Source organism: Rhodococcus sp. PML026 (genome assembly GCF_000963615.1).
Lineage (GTDB): Bacteria > Actinomycetota > Actinomycetes > Mycobacteriales > Mycobacteriaceae > Rhodococcoides > Rhodococcoides fascians.
In genome coordinates this window covers 748,929-775,489 of the sequence record NZ_KQ031373.1, presented here as the reverse complement: position 1 = coordinate 775,489, position 26,561 = coordinate 748,929, and the positions used below count along the sequence as shown (strand labels likewise).

Annotated in this window: 21 protein-coding genes and 1 pseudogene; 10 read left to right on the top strand and 12 right to left on the bottom strand. The window is 64.9% G+C overall.

Annotated features, from left to right (window positions below; all coding sequences use genetic code 11):
* From VF34_RS14310 to VF34_RS14290, 5 genes are all read right to left on the bottom strand, one after another.
* On the bottom strand, window positions 1-1,159 hold a 1,159-nt coding region (locus VF34_RS14310), incomplete at its 3' end, for an MDR family MFS transporter (RefSeq protein ID WP_045841552.1).
* Entirely contained in the window at window positions 1,156-2,907 is a 1,752-nt protein-coding gene (locus VF34_RS14305; protein WP_045841551.1) for an ABC transporter permease subunit, read from the bottom strand. The genes VF34_RS14305 and VF34_RS14310, both read right to left, overlap by 4 nt.
* A gap of 3 nt (window positions 2,908-2,910) precedes the next feature.
* Complete coding sequence (locus tag VF34_RS14300) at window positions 2,911-4,395, bottom strand: ABC transporter substrate-binding protein (protein ID WP_231578220.1); 1,485 nt, start codon at window positions 4,393-4,395, stop codon at window positions 2,911-2,913.
* Window positions 4,396-4,412: 17 nt separating this feature from the next.
* Entirely contained in the window at window positions 4,413-5,174 is a 762-nt protein-coding gene (locus VF34_RS14295; protein ID WP_197077468.1) for an ABC transporter ATP-binding protein, read from the bottom strand.
* Complete coding sequence (locus tag VF34_RS14290) at window positions 5,171-5,896, bottom strand: ATP-binding cassette domain-containing protein (protein WP_045841549.1); 726 nt, start codon at window positions 5,894-5,896, stop codon at window positions 5,171-5,173. The genes VF34_RS14295 and VF34_RS14290 overlap by 4 nt, the downstream gene beginning before the upstream one ends.
* Window positions 5,897-6,002: 106 nt before the next feature.
* Here VF34_RS14290 and VF34_RS14285 point away from each other — a divergent pair, with 106 nt between their 5' ends.
* The 4 genes and pseudogenes from VF34_RS14285 to VF34_RS14265 all read left to right on the top strand — a co-directional run bounded on the left by VF34_RS14285 (window position 6,003) and on the right by VF34_RS14265 (window position 9,924).
* Entirely contained in the window at window positions 6,003-6,512 is a 510-nt protein-coding gene (locus tag VF34_RS14285; RefSeq protein ID WP_032367655.1) for a TIGR04338 family metallohydrolase, read from the top strand.
* 72 nt (window positions 6,513-6,584) lie between these two features.
* Window positions 6,585-7,349 carry an LLM class F420-dependent oxidoreductase gene (locus VF34_RS14280; RefSeq protein ID WP_032367654.1) on the top strand — a complete coding sequence of 255 codons (765 nt, stop codon included), beginning with the start codon at window positions 6,585-6,587 and terminating at the stop codon, window positions 7,347-7,349.
* A gap of 125 nt (window positions 7,350-7,474) precedes the next feature.
* A pseudogene (locus VF34_RS25305) lies at window positions 7,475-9,190 on the top strand (ABC transporter substrate-binding protein/permease).
* Window positions 9,191-9,195: 5 nt separating this feature from the next.
* Complete coding sequence (locus tag VF34_RS14265) at window positions 9,196-9,924, top strand: amino acid ABC transporter ATP-binding protein (protein WP_196250960.1); 729 nt, start codon at window positions 9,196-9,198, stop codon at window positions 9,922-9,924.
* Window positions 9,925-9,934: 10 nt separating this feature from the next.
* On the opposite strand, the gene VF34_RS14260 is transcribed toward VF34_RS14265, so the two are convergent.
* The 4 genes from VF34_RS14260 to VF34_RS14245 all read right to left on the bottom strand — a co-directional run bounded on the left by VF34_RS14260 (window position 9,935) and on the right by VF34_RS14245 (window position 16,525).
* On the bottom strand, window positions 9,935-11,581 hold the full coding sequence (locus tag VF34_RS14260; protein WP_045841547.1) for an ArnT family glycosyltransferase: 1,647 nt from the start codon (window positions 11,579-11,581) through the stop codon (window positions 9,935-9,937).
* Window positions 11,578-13,083, bottom strand: coding sequence for a glycosyltransferase (locus VF34_RS14255; RefSeq protein WP_032385414.1), 1,506 nt, complete (start codon window positions 13,081-13,083; stop codon window positions 11,578-11,580). Before VF34_RS14255 ends, VF34_RS14260 begins: the two co-directional genes overlap by 4 nt.
* Window positions 13,080-14,486, bottom strand: a complete 1,407-nt coding sequence (locus VF34_RS14250) for a hypothetical protein (protein ID WP_156158523.1) — start codon at window positions 14,484-14,486, stop codon at window positions 13,080-13,082. Before VF34_RS14250 ends, VF34_RS14255 begins: the two co-directional genes overlap by 4 nt.
* Before the next feature lie 98 nt (window positions 14,487-14,584).
* Window positions 14,585-16,525, bottom strand: coding sequence for a hypothetical protein (locus tag VF34_RS14245; RefSeq protein ID WP_156158522.1), 1,941 nt, complete (start codon window positions 16,523-16,525; stop codon window positions 14,585-14,587).
* 391 nt (window positions 16,526-16,916) lie between these two features.
* On the opposite strand from VF34_RS14245, the gene VF34_RS14240 reads away from it, so the two are divergent.
* Together VF34_RS14240 and VF34_RS14235 are read left to right on the top strand one after the other, a co-directional pair.
* Window positions 16,917-17,978, top strand: a complete 1,062-nt coding sequence (locus VF34_RS14240) for a cellulase family glycosylhydrolase (protein ID WP_135045441.1) — start codon at window positions 16,917-16,919, stop codon at window positions 17,976-17,978.
* 72 nt (window positions 17,979-18,050) lie between these two features.
* A complete protein-coding gene (locus VF34_RS14235) occupies window positions 18,051-20,108 on the top strand; it encodes a PhoX family protein (protein WP_032373428.1) in 2,058 nt (685 codons plus the stop codon).
* 67 nt (window positions 20,109-20,175) lie between these two features.
* Here VF34_RS14235 and VF34_RS14230 read toward each other — a convergent pair whose 3' ends face one another.
* The gene (locus tag VF34_RS14230) at window positions 20,176-21,057 is read right to left on the bottom strand and encodes a LysR family transcriptional regulator (protein ID WP_045841545.1); all 882 of its coding nucleotides are present in this window, start codon (window positions 21,055-21,057) and stop codon (window positions 20,176-20,178) included.
* Between the two features lie 139 nt (window positions 21,058-21,196).
* On the opposite strand from VF34_RS14230, the gene VF34_RS14225 reads away from it, so the two are divergent.
* Both VF34_RS14225 and VF34_RS14220 read left to right on the top strand, forming a co-directional pair.
* Window positions 21,197-22,390 (top strand): MFS transporter, encoded by a 1,194-nt coding sequence (locus VF34_RS14225; protein ID WP_231578234.1) that lies wholly within the window; start codon window positions 21,197-21,199, stop codon window positions 22,388-22,390.
* A 140-nt stretch (window positions 22,391-22,530) separates the two neighbouring features.
* Window positions 22,531-23,217, top strand: coding sequence for a thioesterase domain-containing protein (locus VF34_RS14220; RefSeq protein WP_032367650.1), 687 nt, complete (start codon window positions 22,531-22,533; stop codon window positions 23,215-23,217).
* Between the two features lie 10 nt (window positions 23,218-23,227).
* Here VF34_RS14220 and ggh read toward each other — a convergent pair whose 3' ends face one another.
* Complete coding sequence (gene ggh / locus VF34_RS14215) at window positions 23,228-24,565, bottom strand: glucosylglycerate hydrolase (protein WP_027495036.1); 1,338 nt, start codon at window positions 24,563-24,565, stop codon at window positions 23,228-23,230.
* 107 nt (window positions 24,566-24,672) lie between these two features.
* Between ggh and VF34_RS14210 the strand changes: the two genes are divergently transcribed.
* Complete coding sequence (locus VF34_RS14210; protein ID WP_027495035.1) at window positions 24,673-25,188, top strand: DinB family protein; 516 nt, start codon at window positions 24,673-24,675, stop codon at window positions 25,186-25,188.
* A 13-nt stretch (window positions 25,189-25,201) separates the two neighbouring features.
* Window positions 25,202-25,873, top strand: a complete 672-nt coding sequence (locus VF34_RS14205; protein WP_032399372.1) for an SDR family oxidoreductase — start codon at window positions 25,202-25,204, stop codon at window positions 25,871-25,873.
* Window positions 25,874-25,952: 79 nt separating this feature from the next.
* Here VF34_RS14205 and VF34_RS14200 read toward each other — a convergent pair.
* On the bottom strand, window positions 25,953-26,561 hold a 609-nt coding region (locus VF34_RS14200; RefSeq protein WP_045841543.1), incomplete at its 5' end, for an integrase core domain-containing protein.

Below are 26,561 nucleotides of genomic sequence, written 5' to 3'. Positions count from 1 at the left end.
CGTCGATCACCGCTCCGACGGCGATCGAGCCGAGGAGTACCCCGATGCCGCCGAGGGAGGCCATGAATCCGTAGTACGAGCCGAGTCGCCGTTCGGCAGCCATCTTGGGGACGAGGTCGCGCGCCTGCGGCATCGCGATCATCTGTCCCAATGCCAGCAGCAGCACGAACAGCGCGGCCGGAATCAGGCCGACGAACCCCGTCAGCTCTAGAGGACTGAGGATCGCCACCAGCGCGAAAGAGAGTGCCATGACGGCAAATCCGATCGGCAGCGTGACGCGCGGCGAGACCGCGGCGACGCGTCGGGTGATGGGCAACTGCGTCGTGACGACGAGTACTGCGGAGATTGCGAAGAACCAGCCGAGTACCGTCTGGGATCCCCAGGCCCGTTCGACCTCGAGGGGGAGCAGCAGATACAGCTGGTTGTAAGCCACCAACTGCGCGCTCATGGCGACGGCGAACAGCACGAAGGTGCGGTTGCGGATCACGTCGGTCCAGCCCGAGAGCCACGGATCGTCGCGGTGTTCGCCGGGCTCGCGCGGTAGCCATGTGATGTGTGCGGCGATGACGAGGACGAAAATGCCCGCGGCCGTGAGACATGCGATTCGGAAGTCGGCCAACAACAGCAGAGATCCGATGAGTGGGCCGGTGAACGATCCGATCTGATTGCACACCGACAACAGCGCGAAGGTCTGAACCCGGGTGGCACCGCCGCTGCGTTCGCTCTTGCCTGCTTCGATGGCGATCGCGGATTCCACTGCGGGAGAGAACAATGCGGCCGCGAACCCGACCAGTACCGTCGCGGCGACGACACCGGCGAGAGAATCGAACGCAGCCAGGCCCAGGAACCCCAGTACTCGCAGGACACAGCCGACGAGGACCACCGGCTTGATGCCCCACCGATCGGCGAGGGTGCCGCCCACGAAGAACAGGCCCTGCTGCGAGAACGTTCGGATACCGAGGACGACACCGACGAGTGCCGCTCCGAGTCCCAGATCGGACGTCAGATGCACCGACAGATACGGCAACACCATGAAAAAGCCGATGTTGAAGGTCATCTGGGTGAGAACCAGCAATCGCACCGTGGGCGTGGCGCGCCCGAGGTCGACGAGGAACGACCACCGCCACCGCTTCGGCGACTTGTCGGTCCTCGAACTCATGTAACGCGCCCTCCTGCATCGACTTTGCCGTCAACGCTACCGGCCGTTCTCACCCGCCCCGACGTCGCACTGGCGACGGAGACCGCGAGGACGGCCAGTGCGATCAACGACGCCAGCGGTGCTGCCGCGACCCACGGTGCTCGCTCGACGGCGGCTACCCCGTCGGACAGGATCAGTCCCCAATCCGCGGTCGGCGGTTGCGGACCAAGGCCCAGAAATCCGAGGGCGGCGAGCGCCAGAGCGACACCGGGCAGCCGGATCATGGCGTGCCGAAACACGGCCGGCAGCACACCGGGAACGATGGAGCCGAACAGGATTCGACCGTTGCCGGCACCGAGTGTCGGCAGGATGGAGATGTAGGGCTGTGCTCGCGCCTCGTCGACGAGTGCGGCGGTGTGCGCGGCGAGTGGAGCCCACGTCACGATCAGGACCGCGACAGCCGCCCCGCCGGCGCTCGGACCCCAGATCGCGGCGATGAGGATGCCGGTCACGACGGGCGGTGCGGCATTGGTGACCTCCACGAGCCCTCGGGTCGCTCGGGGGATCAGCCCCAGCAGTACCCCGACGCACAACGCCGCCAGCGTGACTGCCAGCGACAGGCCGATCGATCGCACGGCCCCGTCCGCCACTCGGGCGAGCAGGTCGCGGCCGGACGCGTCGGTTCCGAACGGGAACTCCGACGATGGTCGGGCGAACTTCTCACGTGTGGTGACCTGGCCGTCTCGTGGCAGCCCCACCAGTACCATTACCGCGAGCAGCGATGCGGCTGCAATCGGAACGATCCACCGACGCGGTGACGGGTGGAACACCCCGGCCGGGATCGGCATCGCCTTCTCGTGCAGTGCGCTGCCGAGCAGTAGACGGCGCAACAGTTCCGCCGCGATACCGAGGGCGGCACTGACGGCCAGCAGCAGCAGGATGTCGATCTGTAGGGCGGGCAGGTCCTGCGACTGCGCGTCACCGAGAGTCGAGCGCCCCAATCCCGGTATGGCGAAGACCTTTTCGACGGCCACTGCACCGCCCGTCATGGCCACCATGATCAAACCGACCTGTGACGCGAGTCCGGGGACGGCCCGGCGCAACACAGCGACGGCAATCTGCCGCCGCGAGAACCCGGCCACCGTCCACGTGATCACCCATCCCTCGGTGAAGGTCACGGCTACCGCGTCGGCGAGGAGACGACCGATCAAGCCACCCGCTGGAAGGCCCAGTGCCAGTGCGGGTAACACCGCATATTCCGGCCCGTTCCACCCGTACGCCGGAAACGACAACCACACCGCTCCGACGACCACCAGTACCGAGGCGAGCAGGAACTCGGGCAGGGACGTCAGGGCAGCGGCGACGCTTCCGCCGGTACGCTTCGGCGTGCCGCGCAGCCCGGCCCGCATGCTCTGCAGGACGACGAGAGCGGCCGTCACGAGCGCGACGACCATCGCGAAACCCATCAGGGTCAGCGAGACGGACAGTGCCTCGAGCGCCCCGGGCAGTACGGGTTTGCCGGTGTTCCAGGATGTTCCGGGATTGCCCGACGCGAGGCCGGTGAGCCAGTTCCAGAATGTCCGTAGCGGCCCCGCGTCGAGACCGAGGTCGTTGCGGATGGCCGCGAGGGCCTCGGGCGTCGCTTCTTGCTCGGCGGAGCGTGCCCGCAGAATGCTCAGTGCGGGGTCTCGGTCGGACAACCACGGCAGCATCCCGACGAGCAGTACGACGCCCGCTACCGAGAGCAGCCGTGAGGCAGTCGTTCTCACTGCCTACTCGAAGGCGGTCTGGTTGGTGATCAAGGTGCGCTCGCGTGGATCGCGAGCCACGCCGGTCACGCCCTCGGATTCTCCCTGGATGACGCGTTCGTGCAGCAGCGGTACCGCAGCGTCTTTTTCGAGGATCAGTTTTTCGGCGTCGAGGATCGCGGTGCGGCGAGCGTCGCCGGGATCGGTGGCTGCGGCGTCGGCGAGCGCGGTGTCGACCTGCGGATCGCAGAACTGCGAGATGTTGAACGATCCCTCGCAGGCGAAGTCGGAGTACATGTACGCCGCCGGGTCTCCGGAGTCGAGCACGGTGGCGCGGGAGAGGATGAACGCATCGAATGCACCGGCGAGAGCATCGGTTTCGATGAACTGATACTCGCGCACCACCTGTTCGACGACGAAGCCCTTGGCTTCGAGCTCCTGCTGCAGCAGCACCGCGACCTCCGGGAGTTCGGCTCGGTCGGTGAAGGTGGCGAGGGTGATCTTCTTGCCCGCGGCGTCGCCGGCCGCGGTCTGCGTACGCGACGGCCGGTCGGCTGCCCACGGCAGAGCGGGGCCGAGCAGTCCCTTCGCGACGTCGGCGCGGCCCTCGTACACCTGATCGACCAGACGGTCGCGGTCGATCGATTCGCGTGCGGCTGCGCGCATGGCCGGGTCTGCGAAGACCCCGGACTCGGTGTTCAGATACAGGGTGTTGGTGCGCGGCATCGGCACCTCGTGCACGAGTGCCTGATCGACGTTGGCGGCCTGAGACACCGGAATCGCCTCCACCACATCGGCTGTGCCGTTGCGTAGCGCTGCGGCGCGGGCCGTGCCGTCGGGTACGAAGTCGACGTCGATGCCGGAGACCTTCGCCGGCTCTCCCCAGTAGTTCTCGTTGCGGTCGAGAGTTGCTGTCGACGTGCCGTTCACGGCCTTCAACACGAAGGGTCCGGTGCCGGTGCCGATCGGGTTGCTGCTGCCCGTCGAGTACGCGTCGGGTGCCATGATGGCCAGCTGCGGGCTCGACAGTCGTTGCGGTACCAGTGGATCGACGTCGGCAGTGGTCACGGCGACGCTGTCGGCGTCGGTGGCGGTCACCGTCATGTCGACGCCGTCGAGGATGCGCGGCTTGGGGGCCGACTGCGTGGCTGCGGTCAGTGCGGTGACGACCGCCGCTGCGTCGAGCGGGGCACCGTTGTGGAACGTCACGTCCGGCCGGATGTCGAAGTTCCAGGTCCGATCGTCCACGCGGTTCCAGGCGGTGGCCAGACCCGGCTCGGCCTCACCGAGATCGTCGAGAACGATCAACGTCTCGGCGGTGGACCAGCGCGACAGCTTGAAGGCGTCGTCACTGAACTGGGACAACCCCGAACGAGGTGGCTGCAGCATTGCCACGCGCACGCGGTTCTCGCCGTCGTCGGAGGAGGCAGAACTGGACGAAAAACACCCGGTGAGCGTCAATGTGCCCACTGCTGCGAGCGCGCCGATGCGAAACATGTTGCTGGTCAATGTAGCTCCTGATTGTGTTACGTGAGCCGAGGAACGGCGTCGATCAGATCTCGGGTGTGCTCGTGCTGGGGCCGAGTGAGAACGCTGCGGAAAGAACCGGATTCGACGATGCGACCCTCCTGCATCACCGACACGTCGCTGCAGAGTCTGGCCACGGCCGACAGGTCGTGGCTGACGATCAGCAGCGCACCCGGTAGGCCGGCAAGTACATCGAGCACCTGCTCTCGGAGGTCGGGATCGAGTCCACTGACCGGCTCGTCCGCCAACAGATAGTGCGGCGCGCAGGCCACGGCTCGGGCGATGGCGACTCGTTGTTTCTGTCCGCCGGACAGCTCGGCCGAACGGCGAGCCAAGAAGTGCGCATCGAGTCCGACGGCAGACAATGCGCCGGTGGCCGTGGCTCGGTGATCACCCTCGATACCGAGTAGGCGTAGCGGAGTAGCGACGAGGTCGAGGACGCTGCGGCGCGGGTCGAGGCTGGTCGCCGGATCCTGCGGAATGTACTGCACACGGCGGCGGAACCACCGCAGCGATCCGGCCGATCCGGGTCGGACGGCTCGCCCGTCGAGCGAGATCCTTCCGCCGCTCGGGGCATCGACGGCCAGCAGCAAGCGCAGCAATGTCGTTTTACCGGAACCGGATTCACCGACGACGGCAATCCGCCCGGTCGGCGGCACCGCGAACGTGACGGCATCCAAGGCGGTGTGCGACGTGCCGTGCCGGTCGTACTGCCGCGTGAGTGCCGTACCCACCAAACCGGCAGACTCGTCCAGGCTCACGACGCAACCAGCTGCCGGAACGGATCGGCCGCCCGAGCCACATCGATCATCTGTCGCGTTCGATCCGAGTAAGGATTCTTGAGTACCATTGCAGTGGAACCGGATTCGATGATTCTGCCGGAATCGAGAACCAGCAGGTGGTCGCACAACTGCGCGGCGACGGCGATGTCGTGGGTGATTAGTAGCAACGACGGCACCTGCCGCAGAGCGTCGAGAACGCGCGCCTGACTCAGGACGTCCAGTGCCGTCGTCGGTTCGTCGGCGATCACCAGCGAGCTCTCGCGCGCCAATGCCAGTGCGATGCAGACTCGTTGACGCTGACCACCCGAAAGTTCGAGTGGGTGCGAGGCCAGGACGCGCGCGGTGTCGTGCAGACCCACTCGCGCGAGCAGCGCGGCGGCTTCGGGCGTGCGGAGTTGCCTGCCGACGGTGACCATCGGGTTCAGCGCCGTCGCGGAGTCCTGGAAGACCATCGCCGGGCGTGCGGTGCGCGGCCGCCGCGGGGTCGGAACACCGGCGACATCGTGGCCGTCGACGACGACGCGACCGGAACACGTGATGCCCGGCGGGAGGTATCCGACCAGAGCCGAGGCGATGGAGGACTTGCCCGAACCCGAGGCGCCCAGCAGGCCGACGCGTCGACCCGTGGGTATCTCGAACGAGACGCCGTCGACGATGCGGGTGCGTCCGGCGTCGATGCGGAGATTCTCGACGACGAGCACGACGAACTCCTGAGCCTGGAAGTGGGAATGACTTCGACAATCGTTGTCACTTGAACCATAGGCGAGCGCCGGTACGGAAACAACTCGACCTGCTTAAGCTGGACGAGTGAGCAGACCGAGGGATGCGCAGCGGTCGGCGGTGTACGACGCCGAACAGATGGTGCGGATCATGTTCGATCGAGCCGAGGAGCGCGACAACCGCGTCGTGACGGTGTTGGGCTCACAGATCACGCTGCCGATCGAGCGGAAGTTCGCCTCGTTGGAATCCGTGCAGAGCTATGTCGATGCGGTGCTGGCGCTGGACTGGATCGCGACTACCTGGCCCGACGCCGGTCGGACGGTGACCGTCCGGGCCAGATCCGGATCGGGTGCCGCCCACTACGAACGCGACGCCGCGACCATCGCTGTACCCCTGCATCAGGGCAATCGGGCCTGGGCGCTGCGCGAGCTGGTGGTGCTCCACGAACTGGCTCACCACTTCGGTGACGAGGACGAGCAACAGCACGGCGGAGCGTTCGTCGATCGCTACATCACGTTGGTCGGCGACATCGTCGGCTCCGAGGCCGGGTTCGTCCTCCGAGCGATGATGGCCGAGAGCGGAGTACGAGTCGGCTGATCTCGATCGACGTGCATCGCGCGAAACGAGGTGCATCATGGGTGAGACAGCCCACACGACGAGGAGACGTACATGACCGTCAAGATCGGTGTTCAGCTTCAGCCCCAGCACGCGCCCGACTATCAGCTGATCCGCGACGCGGTGCTGCGGTCCGAAGACGCGGGGGTCGACATCGTCTTCAACTGGGACCACTTCTACCCGCTGTACGGCGACCTCGACGGCGCGCACTTCGAGTGCTGGACGATGCTCGGTGCCTGGGCCGAGCAGACGTCGAACGTGGAGATCGGCGCGCTCGTCACCGGAGGTGGCTACCGCAACCCCGACCTGCTGGCAGACATGGCGCGCACCGTCGACCACATCAGCGGCGGCCGGTTGATTCTCGGCATCGGTGCCGGATGGAACGAGAAGGACTACGACAACTTCGGCTACGAATTCGGTACGGCCGGTTCACGTCTGGCGCTGCTCAAGGAGAGCCTCGGCAGGATCCGGCACCGCCTCGACGTCGGTAACCCGGCCCCGACGCGCGACATCCCGATCCTCATCGGCGGCGGCGGTGAGAAGAAGACCCTCAAGCTCGTGGCCGAGTACGCCCACATCTGGCACAGCTTCGCCGACCTCGATGCACTGAAGCGTAAATCCGAGATCCTCGCCGAGCACGGCACCACCGTCGGGCGGGACACCTCGGGCATCACCCGCTCGGTCTCGTGGCCGGGCGCGGACACCGCACAGGACTTCGTCGACGCCGGGGCCACGCTGTTCACCGTCGGTACCGGGGGACCGGATTACGACCTCACGGAACTGGGCGAGGCCATCGCGTGGCGGGACGCACACCGCTAGACGCGATTGAGGTGAGGGAATTTCGGGAACAAGCGGGTTGCTTCATACAACTGCAATGTGATTGTCGTGTGCCTCCATCGGCACGATAGCCTCGTTCGTCCCTCCCGATTGCACCTAGGAGCTTCATCTTGAACACACGTCGTTTACGAGGCCGTGCCATCGCAGCAGTCGCTGCGACGCTCGCACTCACGCTCGGAGCCGTCGCGTGTTCCGACGGAAGCTCGGGTGGCACCGGCGAGAACGCTCTGGCCGGTTCCGACCAGGCCTCGCTCGACAAGTACACGACCGACAGCGTCACCGCGCTCGATCAGATCGACACCGCGAACCTCGGTCTGATCAAGCCGGGGACGTTGTACGTCGGCACCCTGTCCGACGCGCCGCCGAACATCTTCATCGACGACGCAGGCAACTTCACCGGCTTCGACAACGAGCTGCTCAAAGCCGTCGCGGCCAAGCTGAACCTCACCGTCGAGTTCTCGGCGACCGAGTTCTCGGGCCTGCTCGCAGCGGTCAACAACAAGGTCTACGACGCCGGTTCCTCGTCCATCTCTACCACGGATGCCCGTCGTCAGACCGTCGGCTTCACCAACGGTTACGACTTCGGTGAGATGGCACTGGTCGCGAAGAACGACTACTCGATCAAGACGATCGCCGAGTTGAACGCCGATCAGCGCATCGCCGTCGTGCAGGGCACCGTGCAGGACGATTACGTCACCAACACCCTCGGCATCGAGCCGGTGCGGTTCCCGGATTACAACACCGCGTACGCGAACGTGAAGTCCGGTCAGGTCGACGCCTGGGTCGCACCGTCGCAGCAGGCAACCGGTCAGGTCAAGACCGAGGACGGTGTCTCCATTCTGGAGAAGACCATCAACACCACCAACTTCACCGCCTACGCCGTCGCCAAGGACAGCCAGCCGTTGATCGACGCCCTGAACGCCGGCCTCGACGCCGTGGTCGACGACGGCACCTGGAGCACGCTCGAGAAGCAGTGGTACCCGGACCGTGAGGTCCCCGCCGACTGGAAGCCGGGCAGCAAGGCGTCCGTTCTGCCGGCGTCGTAAGGGCACTCGTACCTCATGAGCACTCTGTCGAATCTGTACGACACGTTCTTCGATTGGGAACTGATCGGCGAGACCATTCCCAAACTGGTCACGGTCGGATTGCCGAACACCCTCATTCTGGCGGTCTCGTCGGGAGTGATCGGTACCGTGATCGGACTCGGGCTGGCGGTGGCGGGTATCTCCCGCACCCGCTGGCTCCGGTGGCCGGCGCGGGTGTACACGGACATCTTTCGTGGACTACCCGCCGCCGTGGTCATCCTGCTCATCGGCCTCGGGTTCGGCCCGACGCTGACCCAATTCACCGGCAGCAGAAGCCCGTTCCCGCTGGGCATCCTGGCACTGTCGTTGATGGCAGCGGCCTACTTCGGTGAGATCTTCCGCTCCGGCATTCAGAGTGTCGACTCCGGACAGCTCGAAGCCTCCCGCGCACTGGGTTTCAGCTACCGCCGGTCCATGAACCTGGTGGTCGTGCCGCAGGGCATTCGGCGCGTGCTGCCGGCGATCGTCAACCAGTTCATCTCGTTGATCAAGGACAGCTCGCTGATCTACTTCCTGGGTCTGCTTGCCTCGCAACGAGAATTGTTCCGCGTCGGCCAGGACACCGCCGCCCAGACCGGCAATCTCTCGCCGCTGCTGGCCGCCGGATTGTTCTATCTCATCCTGACCATCCCACTGACGCACCTGGTCAATTACATCGACCGACGCCTACGATCCGGTAAGGCCGACACCTCGGGCACCCTCGGTCCCGTCGAAACATCCATCGTGGTGGAGAGGTAGCCGACGTGACTTCAGTTTCTCTGACCGGCAAGGACATTCACCTGTCGTTCGGCACCAACAAGGTTCTGCGTGGGGTGAGCCTGCATGTCGACGCAGGTAAGACCACCACTGTCATCGGGCCTTCGGGCTCGGGTAAGTCCACGCTGTTGCGGGCCCTCAATCGCCTGCACGAGCCCGAGCAGGGAGACATCCTGCTCGACGGCAAGTCGGTGCTGAAGGACAATCCCGACGAACTTCGTCAACGCATCGGCATGGTGTTCCAGCACTTCAACCTGTTCCCGCACAAGACCGTCGCCGACAACATCGCGCTCGGGCCGCAGAAGCTGCTGGGGCTCAACAAGGATGCGGCGCGCGCGGCCGCGATGGAGCAGCTCGAACTGGTGGGCCTGGCCAACAAGGCGGATTCGCGTCCGGGCAATCTCTCCGGCGGCCAGCAGCAGCGCGTCGCCATCGCGCGAGCACTGGCCATGAAGCCCGAGGTGATGTTCTTCGACGAGGCCACCTCTGCACTGGACCCGGAACTGGTCAAGGGAGTGCTGGCATTGATGGCCGACCTCGCCAAGGGCGGCATGACGATGGTCGTGGTGACCCACGAAATGGGCTTCGCTCGGTCGGTGTCGAACAAGGTCCTGTTCATGGATCACGGCAGCGCCGTCGAAACCGGAACGCCGGAGCAGTTGTTCGACGATCCGTACACCGATCGACTGAAGACATTCCTCTCGCAGGTGCTGTAGCAGCGACCGGTCAGCCTGGCACCTGATACAGGCGCCAGTTCGGTTGATCGGCACCATCGTTCGGTACTTCGAGAACGACTGGATACAGTTCTGCGCCGTTGTCGTAAATGGTGGGGTATCGCCGGTTGATCGCATCGGATACCCCGCGGCCCTCGTTCGGCACGGTCAACAGATATCGCACGCCTCCGGTTGCCGGGTCGTTGAGAATCTTGGTGAAGTCGAGGTCGGACGGAATCACGAACCGGGTCGGGTGCTCCGACGCCGCCACGACGGCAAACCCGTAGACGGTGTCGACCAGGATCGAGCCCTCGGGTAGATCCTGACTGTCGAGATACGAGGCGAGTCGGCGTTCGGTGGAGAACGAGTCGATGATACGCCGGGCTGCCACAGCCCGAGGGTCGTCGGCCGAGGGATTTCGGTCGAAGAGCGCCCCGAGTGCGTACTGCTGACTCGACAACGACGGCTGCACCATCGCCCACCCGGTGACCGGAAGACCGAGTGCACAGAGAAGGACGACCCCGGCCGCGGCCACGGAACGCAGGGCAGGCAAGGCGGGGCGGTTCCTTCGGTACGCACCCGCGCGTCGGGTGGCCAGGTCTGGACCGGCCGGAAACAGCTGCACCGCAACCACAGCGGCCAGAGGTACGGCGCACACGAAGAATCTCAGGAAGCCGAACGTGGAGCCGGTGATGTAGCTCGCAGCCTGAAATGCGAGCACCCCGCCCAGAAGCACGGGGGCAACCAAGAACTCGAGATCCCGGCGACGTATCGCCAGTACCGTCGCGAGCGGTAGAGACACCGCCAACGTCGGCCCCAAGGCAATCATTGCAGCGAGGGAGAACAGGCCGGTGCTCAACAAGTCGCCACTGGACCCACCGGACTGCGCCAGAATCGCGGCGTTTCCGTAGCTGGAGGACAGCTGCGCGAGCGCTTCGCCGGTGATCAACCAGCTCGTGGTAATCCAGACCAGGAAGGCTGCCGCACCGGGGCCGGCAACGAGTACAGCGTCGAGAATTGCTCTGCGCCGCATCTCTTTCCAATGCACTCGACCCCGGCGGAGTGCCGTGACGGCCGCCACGAGCACCGCGGTGAGCGCTATCGGGACGACACCCTCGTAGCGGGTGAGGAAGGCGAGCGCCAGAGCGATGCCGACCAGAACGAGATCGTGCACATCGTCGGTGCCGACCCATCGAATCAACCGCCGCACCGCCCAGCACATACAGAACAGGAACCCGGCCTCGCTCATGCCGTTGGCTCCGTAGAAGACGATCATCGGGTTGACCGCGAACAACACCGTGACCAGTAGGCAGTAACGACCGGGAAGTCCACGATCTCGGCAGATTCCGTGGATCATCACCACTGCACCGGCCATGAACACAGCCGACACGGCAATACCCGAGATGTTCCACCGGGTGATACCCGGCCACCAGGATGCGAAGGCGACAATCGGCAATTGTGCCAGCGCGGTCAACGGCGTGAAGATGAACCCGATGGCAGAGACGTGCGGATCCCGGCTGAGCAACACCGCCTGCGCAGCCGAGGTTCGCGACAGCGCATCCCCCAGCATGTAGCCGAACCGCATGCTCAGAGTCAGTCCCACCGCCAGGTAGCCCGCCAGAGCGGTACCGAACACGACCGCTGGGGTCCGCGACGTCATGGGGTCTGCTCCTCGCTGGGGCCGGTCTCCGGCGCGGGTCCGGACAGGCCGTGAAAAGTTTTCTCCCAGTAGGACGGATTACGTACCAACTGCCAACAGCCCTTGATGGACGCCACGCTCATCATCACCCAGTACAGGGGCATCGTGAGGCTCGGAACCAACAGGTAGGCGTTGTCGCTCTCCCTGCTTGCGATCAAGTACATGTAGATCGTGGCGATGTTGCCCACCACCAGAGACAACAACGAGAAGTAGTAGATGTACGGCGGAAAGAGTTGCGCGATCAGCGTCGGCTGGCCGAGAATCCACGCTGCCGTGGTGAACCAGAAAACCATGTTGATGCACGCGGTGATGGGCGTTCCCGCGAGTAGCAGGGTGAATCTGTAGGTGCCCACCGGTCCGAGCACGCGAACGGTCGCGAGCGGCCTGCGCATGTGCACCAGCCAGGTCTGCAAATAGCCTTTGTACCAACGGGACCGCTGGCGTACCCAGTTGATCGGATCGCTGTTCGCCTCTTCGAGGGTGGTCGAGTCCAGAACCGCCGTGGAATAGCCCGAGGCCGCGATTCGGACACCGAGGTCGGCATCCTCGGTGACGTTGAACCCGTCCCAGGCACCGACCTCGTCGATGACATCGCGCCGAAGATGATTGGAGGTTCCGCCGAGGGGGATCGGCGACGTGCTGGCCATCAGACCCGGTAGCAGGTATCCGAACCACAGTGCATAGTCCGCGGTGAACCATCCGGTCAGCAAATTCTGAGAACCGTTGTGGAACGCCAGCTTTGCCTGAACACAGGCCACGGTGTCGGGCAGCCGCTCGAATGCCGCCACGACACGACGCAGCTGCAATTGCTCGGGCAGATCCTCGGCATCGAAAATCGTCACGATCGACCCGGTCGCGAAATGCAGGCCGTAGTTGCAGGCTTTCGGCTTGGTGCGGGGATCGCCGGCAGGCACCAGCACGACGTCGACGAGATCGCTGACGCCGCTGCGCGCAGCGGCCTCGATGGTGACGTCGTCGTCCTCTTCGAGCAGCAACAGGACCTGCAGCTTTTCGGCTGGATAGTCCAGACCCGTCATCGCCGCAATGAGGTCACCCACCACCTCGGGCTCGTCGTACGCCGGAACCAGAATCGTGTACAGCGGCAACCGATCGTCGGGAATCGCTCGAGCCTGCTCGTCGGTCACGGTGACGATTGCGGCAGCGTCGAGACCGCGGGAGAACAGCAGGAGGCGGTCGATCATTGCCAGGAGATATCCGATGGTGCATAGAACCGTGACCGCGAGCAGAGTCCCGATCGGGGCGAACACCACACAGGCAACGAGGAGCACCGCAGCCACGATCGCCGTGTACTTCTGCCATGGCACGAAAGCAATCGCAGCCGAAGCCAACGGATTTCGGACGGCGAGCCCGTTGATGGCATCGTCGAGCGCCGCCGCTTTGAACTCTGCCGTTTCGGTGCCGACGCGGGGCGGCGACGGCCGCGAACTCCGAGAATCGTTCATCTCGCCGAACCGTCCCCGGAGCGCCACTGCTGGCGGAGCAACCCGGTCCCGAAGGTGGTCAGCAGTTCAAGATCCTTGTACTCCGGATCGTCGTCGACGGACACCGCATTCCCACGCAGAAACGTCCCGATGGCAGTTCCGAGATTCGACGCCATCGAGGGCGTCGGTTGTGGGAACTCGGCATCGGCATCGTGGTTGTCGACGCTGATGATGGTCACACGCTGCGTCACATCGCCTCGTTCCCAATCGAATACGAGCTTCGTCCAGGTGAGCAACAGAGCGTCACTGACGGAGGTGTACAAGGAGCCCGTCACTCCGCGACCGAGATCGATGCGCAGCGGATGGCTCGTACGGGTGTTGGAGAGCCGATAGAGCGTGCTCTCCGGGTACACAGCAAGACTGGCCCGATTCGCAGTGGACAACACGTCGACCACCACCGTCCGTGGCCGCCCACGAACATCCCATGCGGGATTTCCGACGTCTGCTCGCATGGTTTGTCGAACCAACGAAGACGATTGCCCGAAAAATGCCCTCACCCAGTCGAATTCCTGCAGGTCCGTTCGGGTGAAGCCAACGGGTGGCATGAGTGGCTCGGATACCGGTCCCGGTGGTCCCGCAACCGTCGACAACTCCATTCGACCGGGCAGCGGAACGAAGAACAGAACTACCGCAGCAACGATCGCAACGGCCTTCGAGCTCGGCGACCACTTCGCCGTGAGCGACCCGACCCGGCGCGGCTGCCGGGCGTCGAACCGACCGCGACGGGCCACGACATAGAAGGCACCTCCCGTGACCGCGGCTGCGCCGACGGTCGGGACGAGCTGCAACCAGACGATGTCGACTTGTGGCCACATCGCCAACATGACTGCGGCAACGACGAATCCGGTCGACACCGTGCACCCGAAGCCCAGCCAACCCCGACGTGCGGTTCGGCCGACGGCAATGGCACCTGCGATGCCGGCCAGCAGCACCATCACCGCCGCATACGCAAACCTGCTGCCACCGAATCCGATGGCGACCAACCGGTAGCCCAGCGGACTCAACGCCAACAGCAACAGCCACACAGACCAGAATCGTCCGACCGGCCGCAGCCCGAACATCAGAATCGCCCCGCCGAAGAAGAAGGCAAGCGCCGCCAACACATCCAAGTGGGCTAGTCCGTACTGGTCTGCGTACCGGGGTAGCCACAGCGCTTTGACCGCGACGGAAACCAACAACGCGATGCCGCCGACTATGTTGTCGGTCTGGCGGTCGTGGATGGGCAATTCGTCGGCTCGTCGCCGCGCCACCCCCTGAGCCGCAACCACTGCCAGCAGCGGCAGCACGAAAACATACGCGGTGATGGCACCGTCGGCTGCCTCCTGGGCAAGCCGCACCCAGGTGGAGAAGAAAGCCACCACCACGCAGCTGACAAGAACGGACCACCGAAATACCAGAACGGCGATTGGGCCGCGAGACAACCTGAACCGCGTGAAAGACCGCGGCAGCTGCCCGTCCACGCTCATTGCAAGCCGCTGTCTCGACCCGGATCGCGCGCCGAACGACGTGATCGGACGGTGAACACGAGTGCCGCGACGCCGCCGAGTGCAAGTACCGCCAGGCCGACTCCGACGACGACCACCACCATCCGATCGGAGGTCCCGTCGTCGGTGGCCGCCGCCGTGCCGTCTGCTCCGGACAATGCACTGCTGGACAACGACATCGGCTCCGTGTTCTGCGCGGCGAAGAGGATATCGCCGTCCAGCGCAAACCACCGCGCCGGATCGGCATCGAGCCAGGACAACATGCCGTCGAGTTTGTCCGGTGCCGAATTCCACGACGCCACGAGGACGGCGTTGCTGCGCACCGACGTGACCTGCATCGTCGCCAAGGGCTCGGCGATATCCACCGTGAGCTCGGTGGCACCGCCCGCAGCCTCGGGGTCCGTGATTCGGAAGGTCGTCTCGTCGACCGAGGACAGCGGCAGCGTCACCGAGTCCGGAAGCTCTGCGACAGGCGAAATCACGACGGCTGGTGCGCTACCGTCGAGCGCCTGCTCCATCGATACGACCTCGGGATCGAGCGGCAGGCTCGACAACCGCTGCAAGCCGATCGCGAGGGTGACAGCCCGGACAACTCCGGCGTAGGACTCGTCGGCGAGAGCTATGTCGAACTGCGGCATCAAGGCCTGCGGCATCGACCGCCATCCCAGTGGCACCGGTGACGACGAATCGGTGGATCGCACGAGCGTCGAACCGGCTACGGTGACAGTCGTTTCGGCGGCGGCAGCGCAGGAGCTGCCGGAAGAGGCCGACGGATGGTCGACGGAAACATCGAGAGTCCCCACGCGAGAGAGTGCGGTATCCGGGATGTCGATCCATCGATCGAGACGGCCGGTGTCGTCGGCCTCCCAGACTTCGAGTGGCGATCCGTCGACCGAGGCTCGCACAGATCCGGCACCCGGGGTGTAGCTGCCGATCAGGTGCACGGACACGCTCCCGGCCGATCGTCCGAGTCGCGTCTGATCGATATCGACAGATGCGGTTGCCGTGGAACCTCCTGTGCCGGAGACGGTTCCGATTCCGAGGTCGTCGAGGGTGATCGAATCGGGTGCGAGTCGAGCCTGGGGTGCCCCCGGTCCGGCCAATGCCGAGGTGCCGATTGCGATCTGGGAGAGATCACTGGTGATCAACCGGGCTTGATCGGTGAGATCCGATCCCGTACCGGCGAGGTACAACCGTGGGGGAGCCTGCTCGACGGGGTAGATCAACTCGGCACCGGCGTCGGAGTTCTTCGTCAGCACGATCGATCTTTCGAACGAGCCGTCGGGTACCGCCCCCTGAAGCTCGCTGTCCGGGCGCACTTCTACCTGGACCGGCTGCGCACCGTAGTGGTGTACCACGGATGTGGCCACAGTTGTTGCTGCGGTGATAGTTTCGCGGTCAGGCGTGGCGGGCACGAACAGCGTCAACTTGCGCAGCAGCACCGGTAGGAAATCAGCGATGGTCCCCGGGACGGCCGGCGCTCCCGAGTAGTCGACGGTCGCATCGATCAATCGGACCGCGTCCGAATCGGGATCGGGGCAGTAGCGATCGTCGGGAATGACGGAAGGGATCAGATCGAGTGGAATCACTCCGTCGACCGTTCGCGTAGCGGCCAGCGGAATCGACACCGGAGTGGTCGGGGCAGCGCCGTCGAGGGCGATACGAGTGATCGGACGCCCGTCCGATTCGACGTCGACCCACCCGCGATCGAGCCAAGCGGGCGTGGTCAGCACCGCGTTCAGGGTCGACGGAACGGCCCCTGCAGGAGATGGCACCGTCACCCTCGTACGCGGTCCTGTCAGGTCGACCGTGGTGGACTGCCCCAAGCCCAACTCGGGAAAAGTGAAACGAGAGAGCTCGTCTGCGCTTGCAGCAGTGGGTTGGTCCTGATCGCCGGGTTGCGCCGACGCTGTGGTCACCGAAAGCAATATCGGGACCACGGCGAGAGCTGTCACAGACGCAGCGCGAACGATTCGCATGAGAAATGTCCAGTCTTCGAAATGAACGGAGAGTCAAGAGAATAGCGCGACTCGTTGGCGCGCAGGACTTTCGGAGTGCCGATCACAATACTCACAGCACGCAAACAGCGCCAGAACCCGCCGTTGAATTCGGTTTCTCCGACTGTAACGGCGATTCAGTTCGCTCTTTGTCGATTCCGTCGATCAACAGCCGACAATGTCCTCCGGCGCGGAGTCGAATTCGGTAAAGCCGCTCGTCATCGACGGCTTCGGAATCTACGCATCCGCGTCTACCATTACGGCGATGCGCATCGCGTCGAAAGTTCTTCAGTGCATTCTCGGTGCTGTCCTGATGTCGACGGTCGTACCGGGCATGGCCGAGACCGCCACGGCGGCACCTGTTGCCGGCGCTCGTGTCTCCGCGAGCACCGATGGTCTCGCACTCGACGGTCGACCGTGGTGGCCGACCGGGTTCAACGCCTACCAACTCGCCACCGATTGGTCGGTCAATGCCGGATGCGGGGCGATGGTGGACCTGGACAGTTACTTCGAGGCGCTTCCTCCGCATTCGCTGACCCGGTTCGACGCCTTTCAGGCATTGGCGATCAACCGATTCACCGGTGCCCTCGACTTCGGGCCGATGGATGCGGTCTTCGCCGCAGCCGAGGCTCACGATCAACTCCTCGTACCGGTGCTGTCACCCCAGGACGGGGCGTGCGAGGGGAACGTCTTCAAAGACAGGCAGTGGTACGTCGACGGCTGGACGACGGCCCCCGGCACGCCCACCTCGACCGCGAAGATCAGCTTCGAGCAATGGATGCTCACCGCTGCGAATCGATGGAAGGACTCGTCGGCGTTGGCTGCGTGGGAGCTCGTCGGTGAACCGGAGACGAGTTCGTGCACGGATACCTCGTGCTCCTGGTCCAGCCGAACGTGTACGGCCGGTGCTGCAGAGGTGCTTCGCTCGTTCTTCGACACTGCAGGACAACAGCTCCGCTCCGTCGATCCTCGCACTGTGATCACAGCGGGCCTCACCGGCGGCGGCCAGTGCGGAAGCCAGGGTGACGAGTACGAGTACCTCGCCCAGTCGCCCTTCGTCGATGTGTTGCAGTACCACGATTACGGTGCCGACGGCGTGCCGCTGCCCGGAGATCAGTGGAACGGGTTGCAGCGGCGGATCACTCAGAGCGCCGCGGTGGGCAAACCCCTGCTGGTCGGGGAGATCGGTCAACTCGCCGGCTCGTGCGGCGATGTCGATTCTCGAGCAACCGGTATTGCCGCGAAGATCGACGGCCAGCGTGCCGCTGGTACAGCAGGGGCGCTGTTGTGGGCTTTCGTACCGGATCCGCGGCCTACGGACTGCACCTACGACATCGGACCGTCGGATCCGCTGTGGCAGACGATCGGACGTTAGGGCAACCTCGTTCTCCCCAACTTCACCTGAACGTTCCTTTACTTTCGCTTTTGGGTGACAGCGTGCCGTGACATGAAGCCACTGCCCCTGTTCGCCGTTCACGACGGAAGCTCCAAACGATCATCGTTGACCTGCAAGTACAAGTGCGGCGATGCCTGTTTCCACGAGATTCCCAATACGTCGAAGGGCCAGTACTTCGGCGACATCGTCAAGACCGCGATGTCGCGGCGCGGCGTCATCAAGGGCGGGGCCATGGCAGTGCTCGCCGTCGGTGCCGGTAGCGCACTGGCCGCATGTTCGACCGACGAGCCGGCCGCGACCGGTAGCGCAACCACGGGTACGTCGGGAACCGATACTCCGCCCGTCGACGGCGTGGATTTCGTTGCAGTGGAACCGAACACCGAGGATGCCGTCGTCGTTCCCGACGGTTACGAGCAGGGCATCGTCATTCGGTGGGGCGACGCCGTCGTCGCGGGCGCACCGGCCTTCGACTTCGACAAGCAGACCGGCGCGGCGCAGGAGAAGCAGTTCGGTTTCAACAACGACTTCGCCGGCCTGCTGCCGATCGAGGGCACGCCCAACGCCCACCTGCTGGTGGTCAACCACGAGTACAGCACGGAACCGGCAATGTTCAAGGGCTACGACGCGGAGAACCCCACCCGCGAGCAGTTCGACGTAGCCCTTGCGGCACACGGCCTTTCCGTCGTACAGGTGCAGGGCGAATCGGGCACCGGCAAGCTCACCCCCGCTATGGGCCAGTACAACCGGCGCATCACCGGCACCACCGAGTTCGTCATCACCGGGCCCGCCGCAGGCAGCGACTTCCTCAAGACCAGCGTGGACCCCACCGGCACCAAGGTGTTCGGCACGTTCAACAACTGCTCGGGCGGCCTCACCCCGTGGGGAACGGTGCTCTCCGGCGAGGAGAACTTCAACCAGTACTTCGCCAATGCCGAAAGCGTCACGGATGCGACTGTGGCCAAGCGCCTGTCGCGCTACGGCGTCGAAGGCGCCGCCAGCGAACGTAAGTGGGAGCGCTTCGACAAGCGATTCGATCTGGCGCAAGAACCCAACGAGGTCAATCGATTCGGCTACATCGTCGAGGTGAATCCGTGGGATCCGCAGTCGGCACCGATCAAGCACACCGCTCTCGGCCGGTTCAAGCACGAGGCCGCGACCATCCACGTCACCGACGACGGCACGGTGGTGGCGTACAGCGGCGACGACGAGCGCTTCGACTACATGTACAAGTTCGTCTCGAGCCGAAAGATGATGCCCGGCACCGGCCAGGCCGCGATGCGCAACAACCTGACCTTGCTCGACGCCGGCACGCTGTACGTCGCCAGCCTCACCGGTGATACGCCCGACGAGATCGACGGCTCGGGCGCGCTGCCCTCCAACGGTGAATTCCGTGGCAGCGGAACGTGGATTCCCTTGCTCGAAACCGGCGAGGACGGCCGCGGCAAGTCTCTCGTCGACGGTATGTCGGCCGAGGAGGTGGCCGTGTTCACCCGTCAGGCGGGTGACTCCGTGGGCGCAACCAAGATGGACCGCCCGGAGGACTTCGAGCCGAACCCGGTGACCGGCAAGGTGTATGTAGCACTGACCAACAACTCCAACCGCGGCACCGAGGGCAAAGCGGCGGCCGACGAGGCCAATCCCCGCAACAAGAACAAGAACGGGCAGGTACTCGAACTCGACGACGACCACGCCGGGACGTCGTTCACGTGGAACCTGTTGTTGGTCTGCGGTGATCCGAACGAGGCCGACACGTATTTCGGCGGATTCGACAAGAGTCAGGTCAGCCCTATCTCGTGCCCCGACAATCTCGCGTTCGACTCGAAGGGCAACCTGTGGGTCTCGACCGACGGCAACGCCCTCGATTCCAACGACGGCCTGTTCGCCGTGGTGCTCGACGGCCCCCGTCGCGGCGAGACACGTCAGTTCCTGACCGTCCCCGCCGGCGGCGAGACCTGTGGCCCCATCGTCACCGACGAGCGCGTCATGGTCTGCGTCCAGCACCCGGGTGAAAGCGACGACGCCACCGCCGACGCACCGATCTCGCACTGGCCCGACGGCGGCGACACGCAGCCGCGACCGTCCATCGTCGCGGTGTGGAAGTCCGCCTAGCCCAGACTGTTTCGATAGAGCCACGATGCCCGTAGTCGAATCCTCGACTACGGGCATCGGGCGGTGTTCACTTCGCCACCGACGACGCGATCAAATCCTCGACCACGGCGGCGATCACCGCATTCGCGTGCTCGGGGTTGGTCACCACCGACACCGTTCGGGTCGGTGCATCGATGACGTCGATCATGTGCAGTTCGGGGAGGATCGACGCCAAGGACGACGGCAGCAGTGTCACACCCAACCCTGCTGCGGTGAGTTTACCGATGAGGTCGGCCGAATCGGCCTCCAGAATGCGGCCACGGGGAACCGACGAGCGGGTGAATGCATGATCGGATTGCAGTCTGGCCTCGCTTCCCGCCGGCCGGTCGATCATCGTCATCTCGGACAGGTCCGCCAACCGTATCGAATTCCTTTGAGCCCAATGATGATCGGGACCGACGAACAGTGACAGTGGCTCCGTCCACAGGGCGGTGACCGCCAATCCGGGATGTGGGCGTCCGGGCGCGAGTCCGATGATTCCGAGATCGAGGTCTCCGCTTGCGATGCCGTCGAGAACGTCGGCGCTCGGCCGCGGCAGCAACGTCACCGACGTGTTGGGAAATCGCTGGGAGATACGGCCGACCACCGCGGCCAGATCGACACGGGCGAGAGGCGCGATCATGCCGACACGCAGCCGCCTGATGGCGGTCGTCGGATCGGGCGCGACGTCGGCCACCAATCGGGACACGGCACCGAGCACGCTGCGCGCACGTTCGAGAAAGATCTGTCCGGCCGGGGTGATGGTGACGCTTCGGCTCGTGCGCGCGAACAGTTCCACGCCCAGCTCTTTTTCCAGGTCTCTGATCTGGCTGCTCAGCGCCGATTGAGCGACTCGCAGCCGAGCTGCTGCACGCCCGAAGTGCTGCTCTTCGGCGACCGCCACGGCGTACCGGATGTGTCTGAGTTCCACGCTTCGCAACTCTATCTGTTTGGACGATCGATCGTTCGGAACGTTCTATTGGACAGCTGGAAGTGCAACGAGCACCCTTGTTCGTGTGAAGACAGCAAGCACCTCGCGCACCGGCGTGAGCACCCCCGTCGTCGCCCTGATGGCGATCGCCACCGGACTCTCGGCCGGCGGCAACTATCTCAACCAGCCGCTGCTCGACCTCATTGCCACCGAATTCGACGTGTCCGAGACGGCCGCAGCCACCTCGGTGACCGTCGCACAGATTTCCTATGCCCTCGGCCTGCTGCTCATCGTGCCTCTCGGCGACGTCGTCGATCGCCGTACGTTGAGCGTCGGGCTGATGATTCTCGCTGCGACGGGTCAGGCAATCACCGGATTCGCTCCCGGCCTCTCCTGGCTCCTCGTCGGCACGGCGATCGCTGGACTGTTCTCGGTGGCGGCGCAGGTGATCGTGCCGTTCGCCGCGTCGATGGCGCACCCGGAGCAAGCGGGACGCATCGTCGGAGTGGTCATGGGCGGGTTGCTGACGGGCATCCTGCTGGCCCGCAGCATCTCGGGGCTGCTGTCGTCGGTGACGGGGTGGCAGGGCGTCTACCGTGTGGCCACGGTGTTGATGCTGATCGCCGCGGTCGGCCTGTGGCGGGTGCTGCCACGCAACACCGTGACGGCGGACGTCACCTACGGCTCGGCGCTGGTGTCGATGATTCGGCTGGTGCGCACCCACCCCAGGCTTCGGACTCGCGCGGTGCTCGGCGGTCTCGGCTTCGCGTCGGTGAGCACGGTGTTCGCGACGATGACGCTGTTGCTGTCGTCGAGGTTCGGTTTCGGTGCCGTCCAGATCGGACTGATCGGATTGGCCGGTGTCGGCGGCGCGTTGATGGCCTCCGTCGCGGGCCGGCTCGCAGACCGCGGACTGGTGCAATGGGCCAGCGGTACCTGTGCGGTTCTGCTGATCGCGCTCTGGCCGATGTTCGCCGTCGGCGGCCACTACTGGGTGGTGTTCGTGGTCGCATTCGTACTTCTTGACCTGGCACTGCAGGGCGTGCACGTGAGCAACCAGCACATCGTCTACGCCCTGGAACCGGCTGCTCGCGCCCGAATCAACTCCGTCTACATGACGACGTACTTCGTGGGCGCCTCAGCAGGATCTGCCGTCGGGACGTTGGCGTGGAAGCATTTCGAGTGGGCAGGTGTGTGCGCTGCGGGGGCCGTGTTCGCGGTCGCCGCACTGCTGGTCTGGCTGCTGGATCTGCAGGTGGACGCCCGTCATCGGCGGGAAAACACGTGCGGGACGCCCGGTGGACCTGAGCCGACGATGGTGAACAGTCACTAATGCGTTCTGTTCCGAGACGTGGTTGAGTCGTTCTCGATGAGACGTGGGTAACACTCACGCTGCCGACGGCGACATACCCAGAGTCGGCACGAACAAACCATAGAAACACGAACTACTTCTCTTGGCTCGGAGGCGCACCCATGACTGTCGTGAACGATCGCATCCACGTGGCTCTCACGGAACTCGACCCGTCCGATTACGCGGTGCCGACCATCGCACCGATCCGTACGGCCGGCCACCTCGACCCGGTGTTCTGCATCCACCCCCTCGTCGGGCTGGTCGACTGCTACGCGGAACTCGCAGCACACGTCGACGACGCGCGTCCCATCTACGGCGTCCAGGTCCCGACGTCGGGAGAGCTCGCGGAGTCCCTCGTCGCCTTGGCCTCGCAGTACGCCGACGACATCGTTCGCATCCAGACCGACGGGGCCGTGCACCTGCTTGGCACGTCCTTCGGTGGAGTACTCGCGCACGCCATCGCCGTCGAGCTGCAGAGTCGCGGCGTCACGGTCGGTGCACTGACGTTGCTCGACAGCGACCCCGTTCGGTCCAGCGCCGACAGCGCCGACCTGCTCGGATCCATGGGCGACGACATCGATCGCAGCCATGCCGAAGAGTTGCTCGCCGTTGCCTCGCACAACGACGAACTCGCCCAGCGGCACCTGCCGGGCATCTACTTCGGTGACATCCTCGCCGTCTCCTCGGTGGGAACCGACTCAGGGTCCGCGTGGCACCCCTTCGTCTGCGGCACGATCGCCAAGTACCTCGTGCCCGACGCCACCTCGTTCGACGTCGTCGGCCCGCTGGTCGACAGCTACCTCGGCTGACCCGGCCGGCTCATCCGAGCCAATCCAGCACGGCAGCGGCCGTCCAGGACTGCTGCATGCTGCCGAGCGGCTTGCCGGTGAACGGCTCGTAGTACTCGGCGAAGCTGCCGTCACTCGCCTGACGCAGACCCTCGTCTCGCAAAGACAGTGATCGCTCCGACCACCCGCGGCGTGCGAAAGCCCACGAGAACAGCCATGTCATCACCGGCCACACCGGTCCACGCCAGTACTCGCGAGCACGGAAGTCCTTCGACACCGGGGACGTCGACGGCGGTACCGCGTACCGCAGGTCCGGATGACCGCAGAACCGGGTGCCCTCGAAGATCCGAATGAGATTGCGCTCCTGCTCGCGCGGCAATCCTCCGCACAGCAGCGGCGCGAACATGGCAATGGTCTCCGTGCCGATCCACTGACCCGTCCGCAGATCGAAATCTCGTGCCCCACCCGAACGCGTGTCGGTGGTCGCGATGACTCCCGTGCGGAACTTGTCCGCCCACCCGCGCAATTCACGCACATCCGAGCGCGGCCGCGAGTGGTCCTCCCCGATGGTGGCGAGGACGTCGCACGCGACGGCGAAGATGGCACTGACGAACACGTCCTCGACGGCGAAGCTCATCTTCGTCTTCAACGCATCGTCGTCGTAGCCGACCTGTTTCATCTCCTCCACCAACCAGATGTAGCGGTCGTACTCGAGATTGCTGGGCCGCTGAGACGAGTCCGTGATGACCGCCTTGTCCTCTCGAAAATACGGATCCATCTCGCCGGCAACCACATTGGCGTAGGCCGAATCCCATCGCGGCGAATTGTCCATGCCGGACTCCCAGCCATGGAACAGCGCGATGCGTCCGTTGTCGTCGACGTCGCGGGCCTGGGCGAGCCAACGATGCCACCGCACCAGATCACCCCAGCGGCGATCCAGGAACTCCTCCGCCACCGCTCGCGTCGTGCGGCCGTGGCGTTTGGAGTGATCGAGGATGCGCTGCACGGCGATCGCGTGGACGGGCGGTTGGGTGATTCCGGAGGTCTGCGGACTCATCGGAGCGTGGGTCGCCAGCGTCCCGGTGGCCCACCGCGCAGGGCCGGGGAAGTAGCCGTCGACACCGTTGGCGAACACGATGTGCGGAATCATCCCGTTCTTCCACTGCGCCGACAGCAACGTGTCCATCTCCACGACGGCCCGCTCGACGCTCAACGGTGCCAAGCCGACGGAAACGAATGCGGCGTCCCAACTCCACATATGCGGGTACAACCTGGGTGCTGCGCTGGTCATGGTGCCCAGGTCGTTGCCTCGGAGCAGATACGCCGCACGTGCGGCCAGCTGCGTGGAAGTGAAACCGCGATCGCCCATGCAGATAGTTTGCGTCCGGCGGCCGATTTCTGCTCGGTTGGATTGCGGACCGAACGTGTCCGCGATCGCTCCTAGTGTGAGTTTCACCAGCTACCAGGAGGAAAACGATGGCCACCGAGAACACCGACATCCAGAAAATGCTCGCCGAACAGCGCGCGAACTTTCTCATCACCGTCCGCGGCATCAGCGAGGAACAGGCTCGTACCCGCACCACCGCGAGCGAGCTGACCCTCGGCGGACTGCTGCACCACGTGATCAGCAACGAGCGCCACTGGATGACAGTGATCGCAGAGCTGGACGAGACGGCCGAATTCGACATGGCCGCCGCCGGCAGCGAGTACGTGATGGCCGAGAACGAGACCGTCGCCGGACTCGTCGCCGAATGGGAAGAGGTGGCAGGTGCCACTTCGGCAGCGCTGGAGACGTTGGACCTCGACCTGTCGGTACCCGTTCCGACGGCACCGTGGGCACCCGAAAGAATCTGGCAAAGTGCACGATTCACGGTTCTGCACATCCTCCGCGAAATCTCGCAGCACGCCGGCCACGCAGACATCATCCGCGAGGAACTCGACGGCGCGAACACCACCCAGGCATGGGCATCCGAGGCGGGGATGAGCTTCTAGCTAACCTGAGTTCATGACTCGTACTGCGTTGGTGACCGGAGCAAGCCGGGGTCTCGGGGCCCATATCGCTCGATTGCTCGCTCCGGACCATCACGTGTTGCTGGGTGGTCGGTCCACCGAGTCCCTCGCCCCCATTGCGTCGGAACTGTCCGGGTCCACCCCGTGGCCGGTGGAACTGACCGATCCGGACGCGGTGGCCGCTGCCGCGTCGAACATCGATTCTCTGGATGTGTTGGTGCACAACGCCGGCGTGGCGGCGCTCGGGACGGTCGAAGAGTCGACGGCGGACGATTGGCGTCGCCAATACGAGGTGAACGTCATCGCCGTCGTCGAACTCACTCGATTGCTACTCCCTGCACTGCGCTCCGCCAAAGGCCATGTGGTGCTGATCAATTCGGGTGCCGGCATACGCGCCAACCCCGGTTGGGGTGCCTACGCGGCGAGCAAGTTCGCGCTCCGCGCCTTCGCTGATGCACTGCGCCTCGAGGAGCCGTCGTTGCGCGTCACCTCGGTGCACCCAGGACGCATCGACACCGAGATGCAGCAGGAGATCGTCGCGCACGAAGGCGGGGAGTACGACGGCTCGAAGTTCTTGCAGCCCAGCACCGTTGCCCGTGCAGTGCGCAACGCAATCGATACCCCCGCCGATGCTCACCCCACGGAATTGGTGCTCCGCACCAGGTGAGCGAAACTTCGTAGCAGGGGTCGTGTGCTGTCTTGATACATGTGGGACACGGGTGTCTCGATACATGTGAGACACGATTCTAGGCTGCGGGGCGGTGGAGTTGTCCTTGGTAGCGCTTGTCGGTGTTCAGGTGCAAGTGGCCGAGGACTTCTCCGCTGGCCGTGTAGGTGGTGATGTGGTTGCCGTCGCGCAGGACGGTCACGCGAGTGTGTGCGTGGGGCCGTCCGACCGAGATCGTGTGGTCGCCGACGGAGATCACGCCGGAGCCGGAGACGGAGTGGGTGCCGACTGTGGCGTCGACCTGGGCGGGTAGGTGCTGCGGGCCGCCCAGGGTTGTTGCGCGGTTCCATGCCTGCTGCGGGGGCATGTTCACGGCACTGTGGCGGCGGTCGGTGTTGTAGAACGTCTGGTAGCGGTTGCACGACGTCTGCAACTCGGCGGTGGTGGCGGGCCGGGTGGGTTGGTCGGTGAGCCACTGTTTGAAGGTGCGGTGGTGGCGTTCGACTTTGCCGTTGGTCTGCGGGTGGTACGGGCTCGAGTGAATGAGCCGGGCACCGGACCCGGTGACGAACGCGCCGAACTTCGAGCGGCCCTTCGACGCGGTCGCGCAGAATGCCATTCCGTTGTCGGACAACACGATTGCCGGTACTCCGTAGTCGGTGAACGCTCTGCCGATGGCGGTGATGGC

Coding starts and splice junctions, on each gene's coding strand:
- VF34_RS14280 (WP_032367654.1), top strand. CDS start 6,585: ATGACCGTCAAGATCGGTGTTCAGCTTCAGCCCCAGCACGCGCCCGAC.
- VF34_RS14260 (WP_045841547.1), bottom strand. CDS start 11,581: ATGACGTCGCGGACCCCAGCGGTCGTGTTCGGTACCGCTCTGGCGGGC.
- VF34_RS14255 (WP_032385414.1), bottom strand. CDS start 13,083: ATGAACGATTCTCGGAGTTCGCGGCCGTCGCCGCCCCGCGTCGGCACC.
- VF34_RS14240 (WP_135045441.1), top strand. CDS start 16,917: ATGTCGACGGTCGTACCGGGCATGGCCGAGACCGCCACGGCGGCACCT.
- VF34_RS14235 (WP_032373428.1), top strand. CDS start 18,051: ATGAAGCCACTGCCCCTGTTCGCCGTTCACGACGGAAGCTCCAAACGA.
- VF34_RS14225 (WP_231578234.1), top strand. CDS start 21,197: ATGGCGATCGCCACCGGACTCTCGGCCGGCGGCAACTATCTCAACCAG.
- VF34_RS14220 (WP_032367650.1), top strand. CDS start 22,531: ATGACTGTCGTGAACGATCGCATCCACGTGGCTCTCACGGAACTCGAC.
- ggh (WP_027495036.1), bottom strand. CDS start 24,565: ATGGGCGATCGCGGTTTCACTTCCACGCAGCTGGCCGCACGTGCGGCG.
- VF34_RS14210 (WP_027495035.1), top strand. CDS start 24,673: ATGGCCACCGAGAACACCGACATCCAGAAAATGCTCGCCGAACAGCGC.
- VF34_RS14205 (WP_032399372.1), top strand. CDS start 25,202: ATGACTCGTACTGCGTTGGTGACCGGAGCAAGCCGGGGTCTCGGGGCC.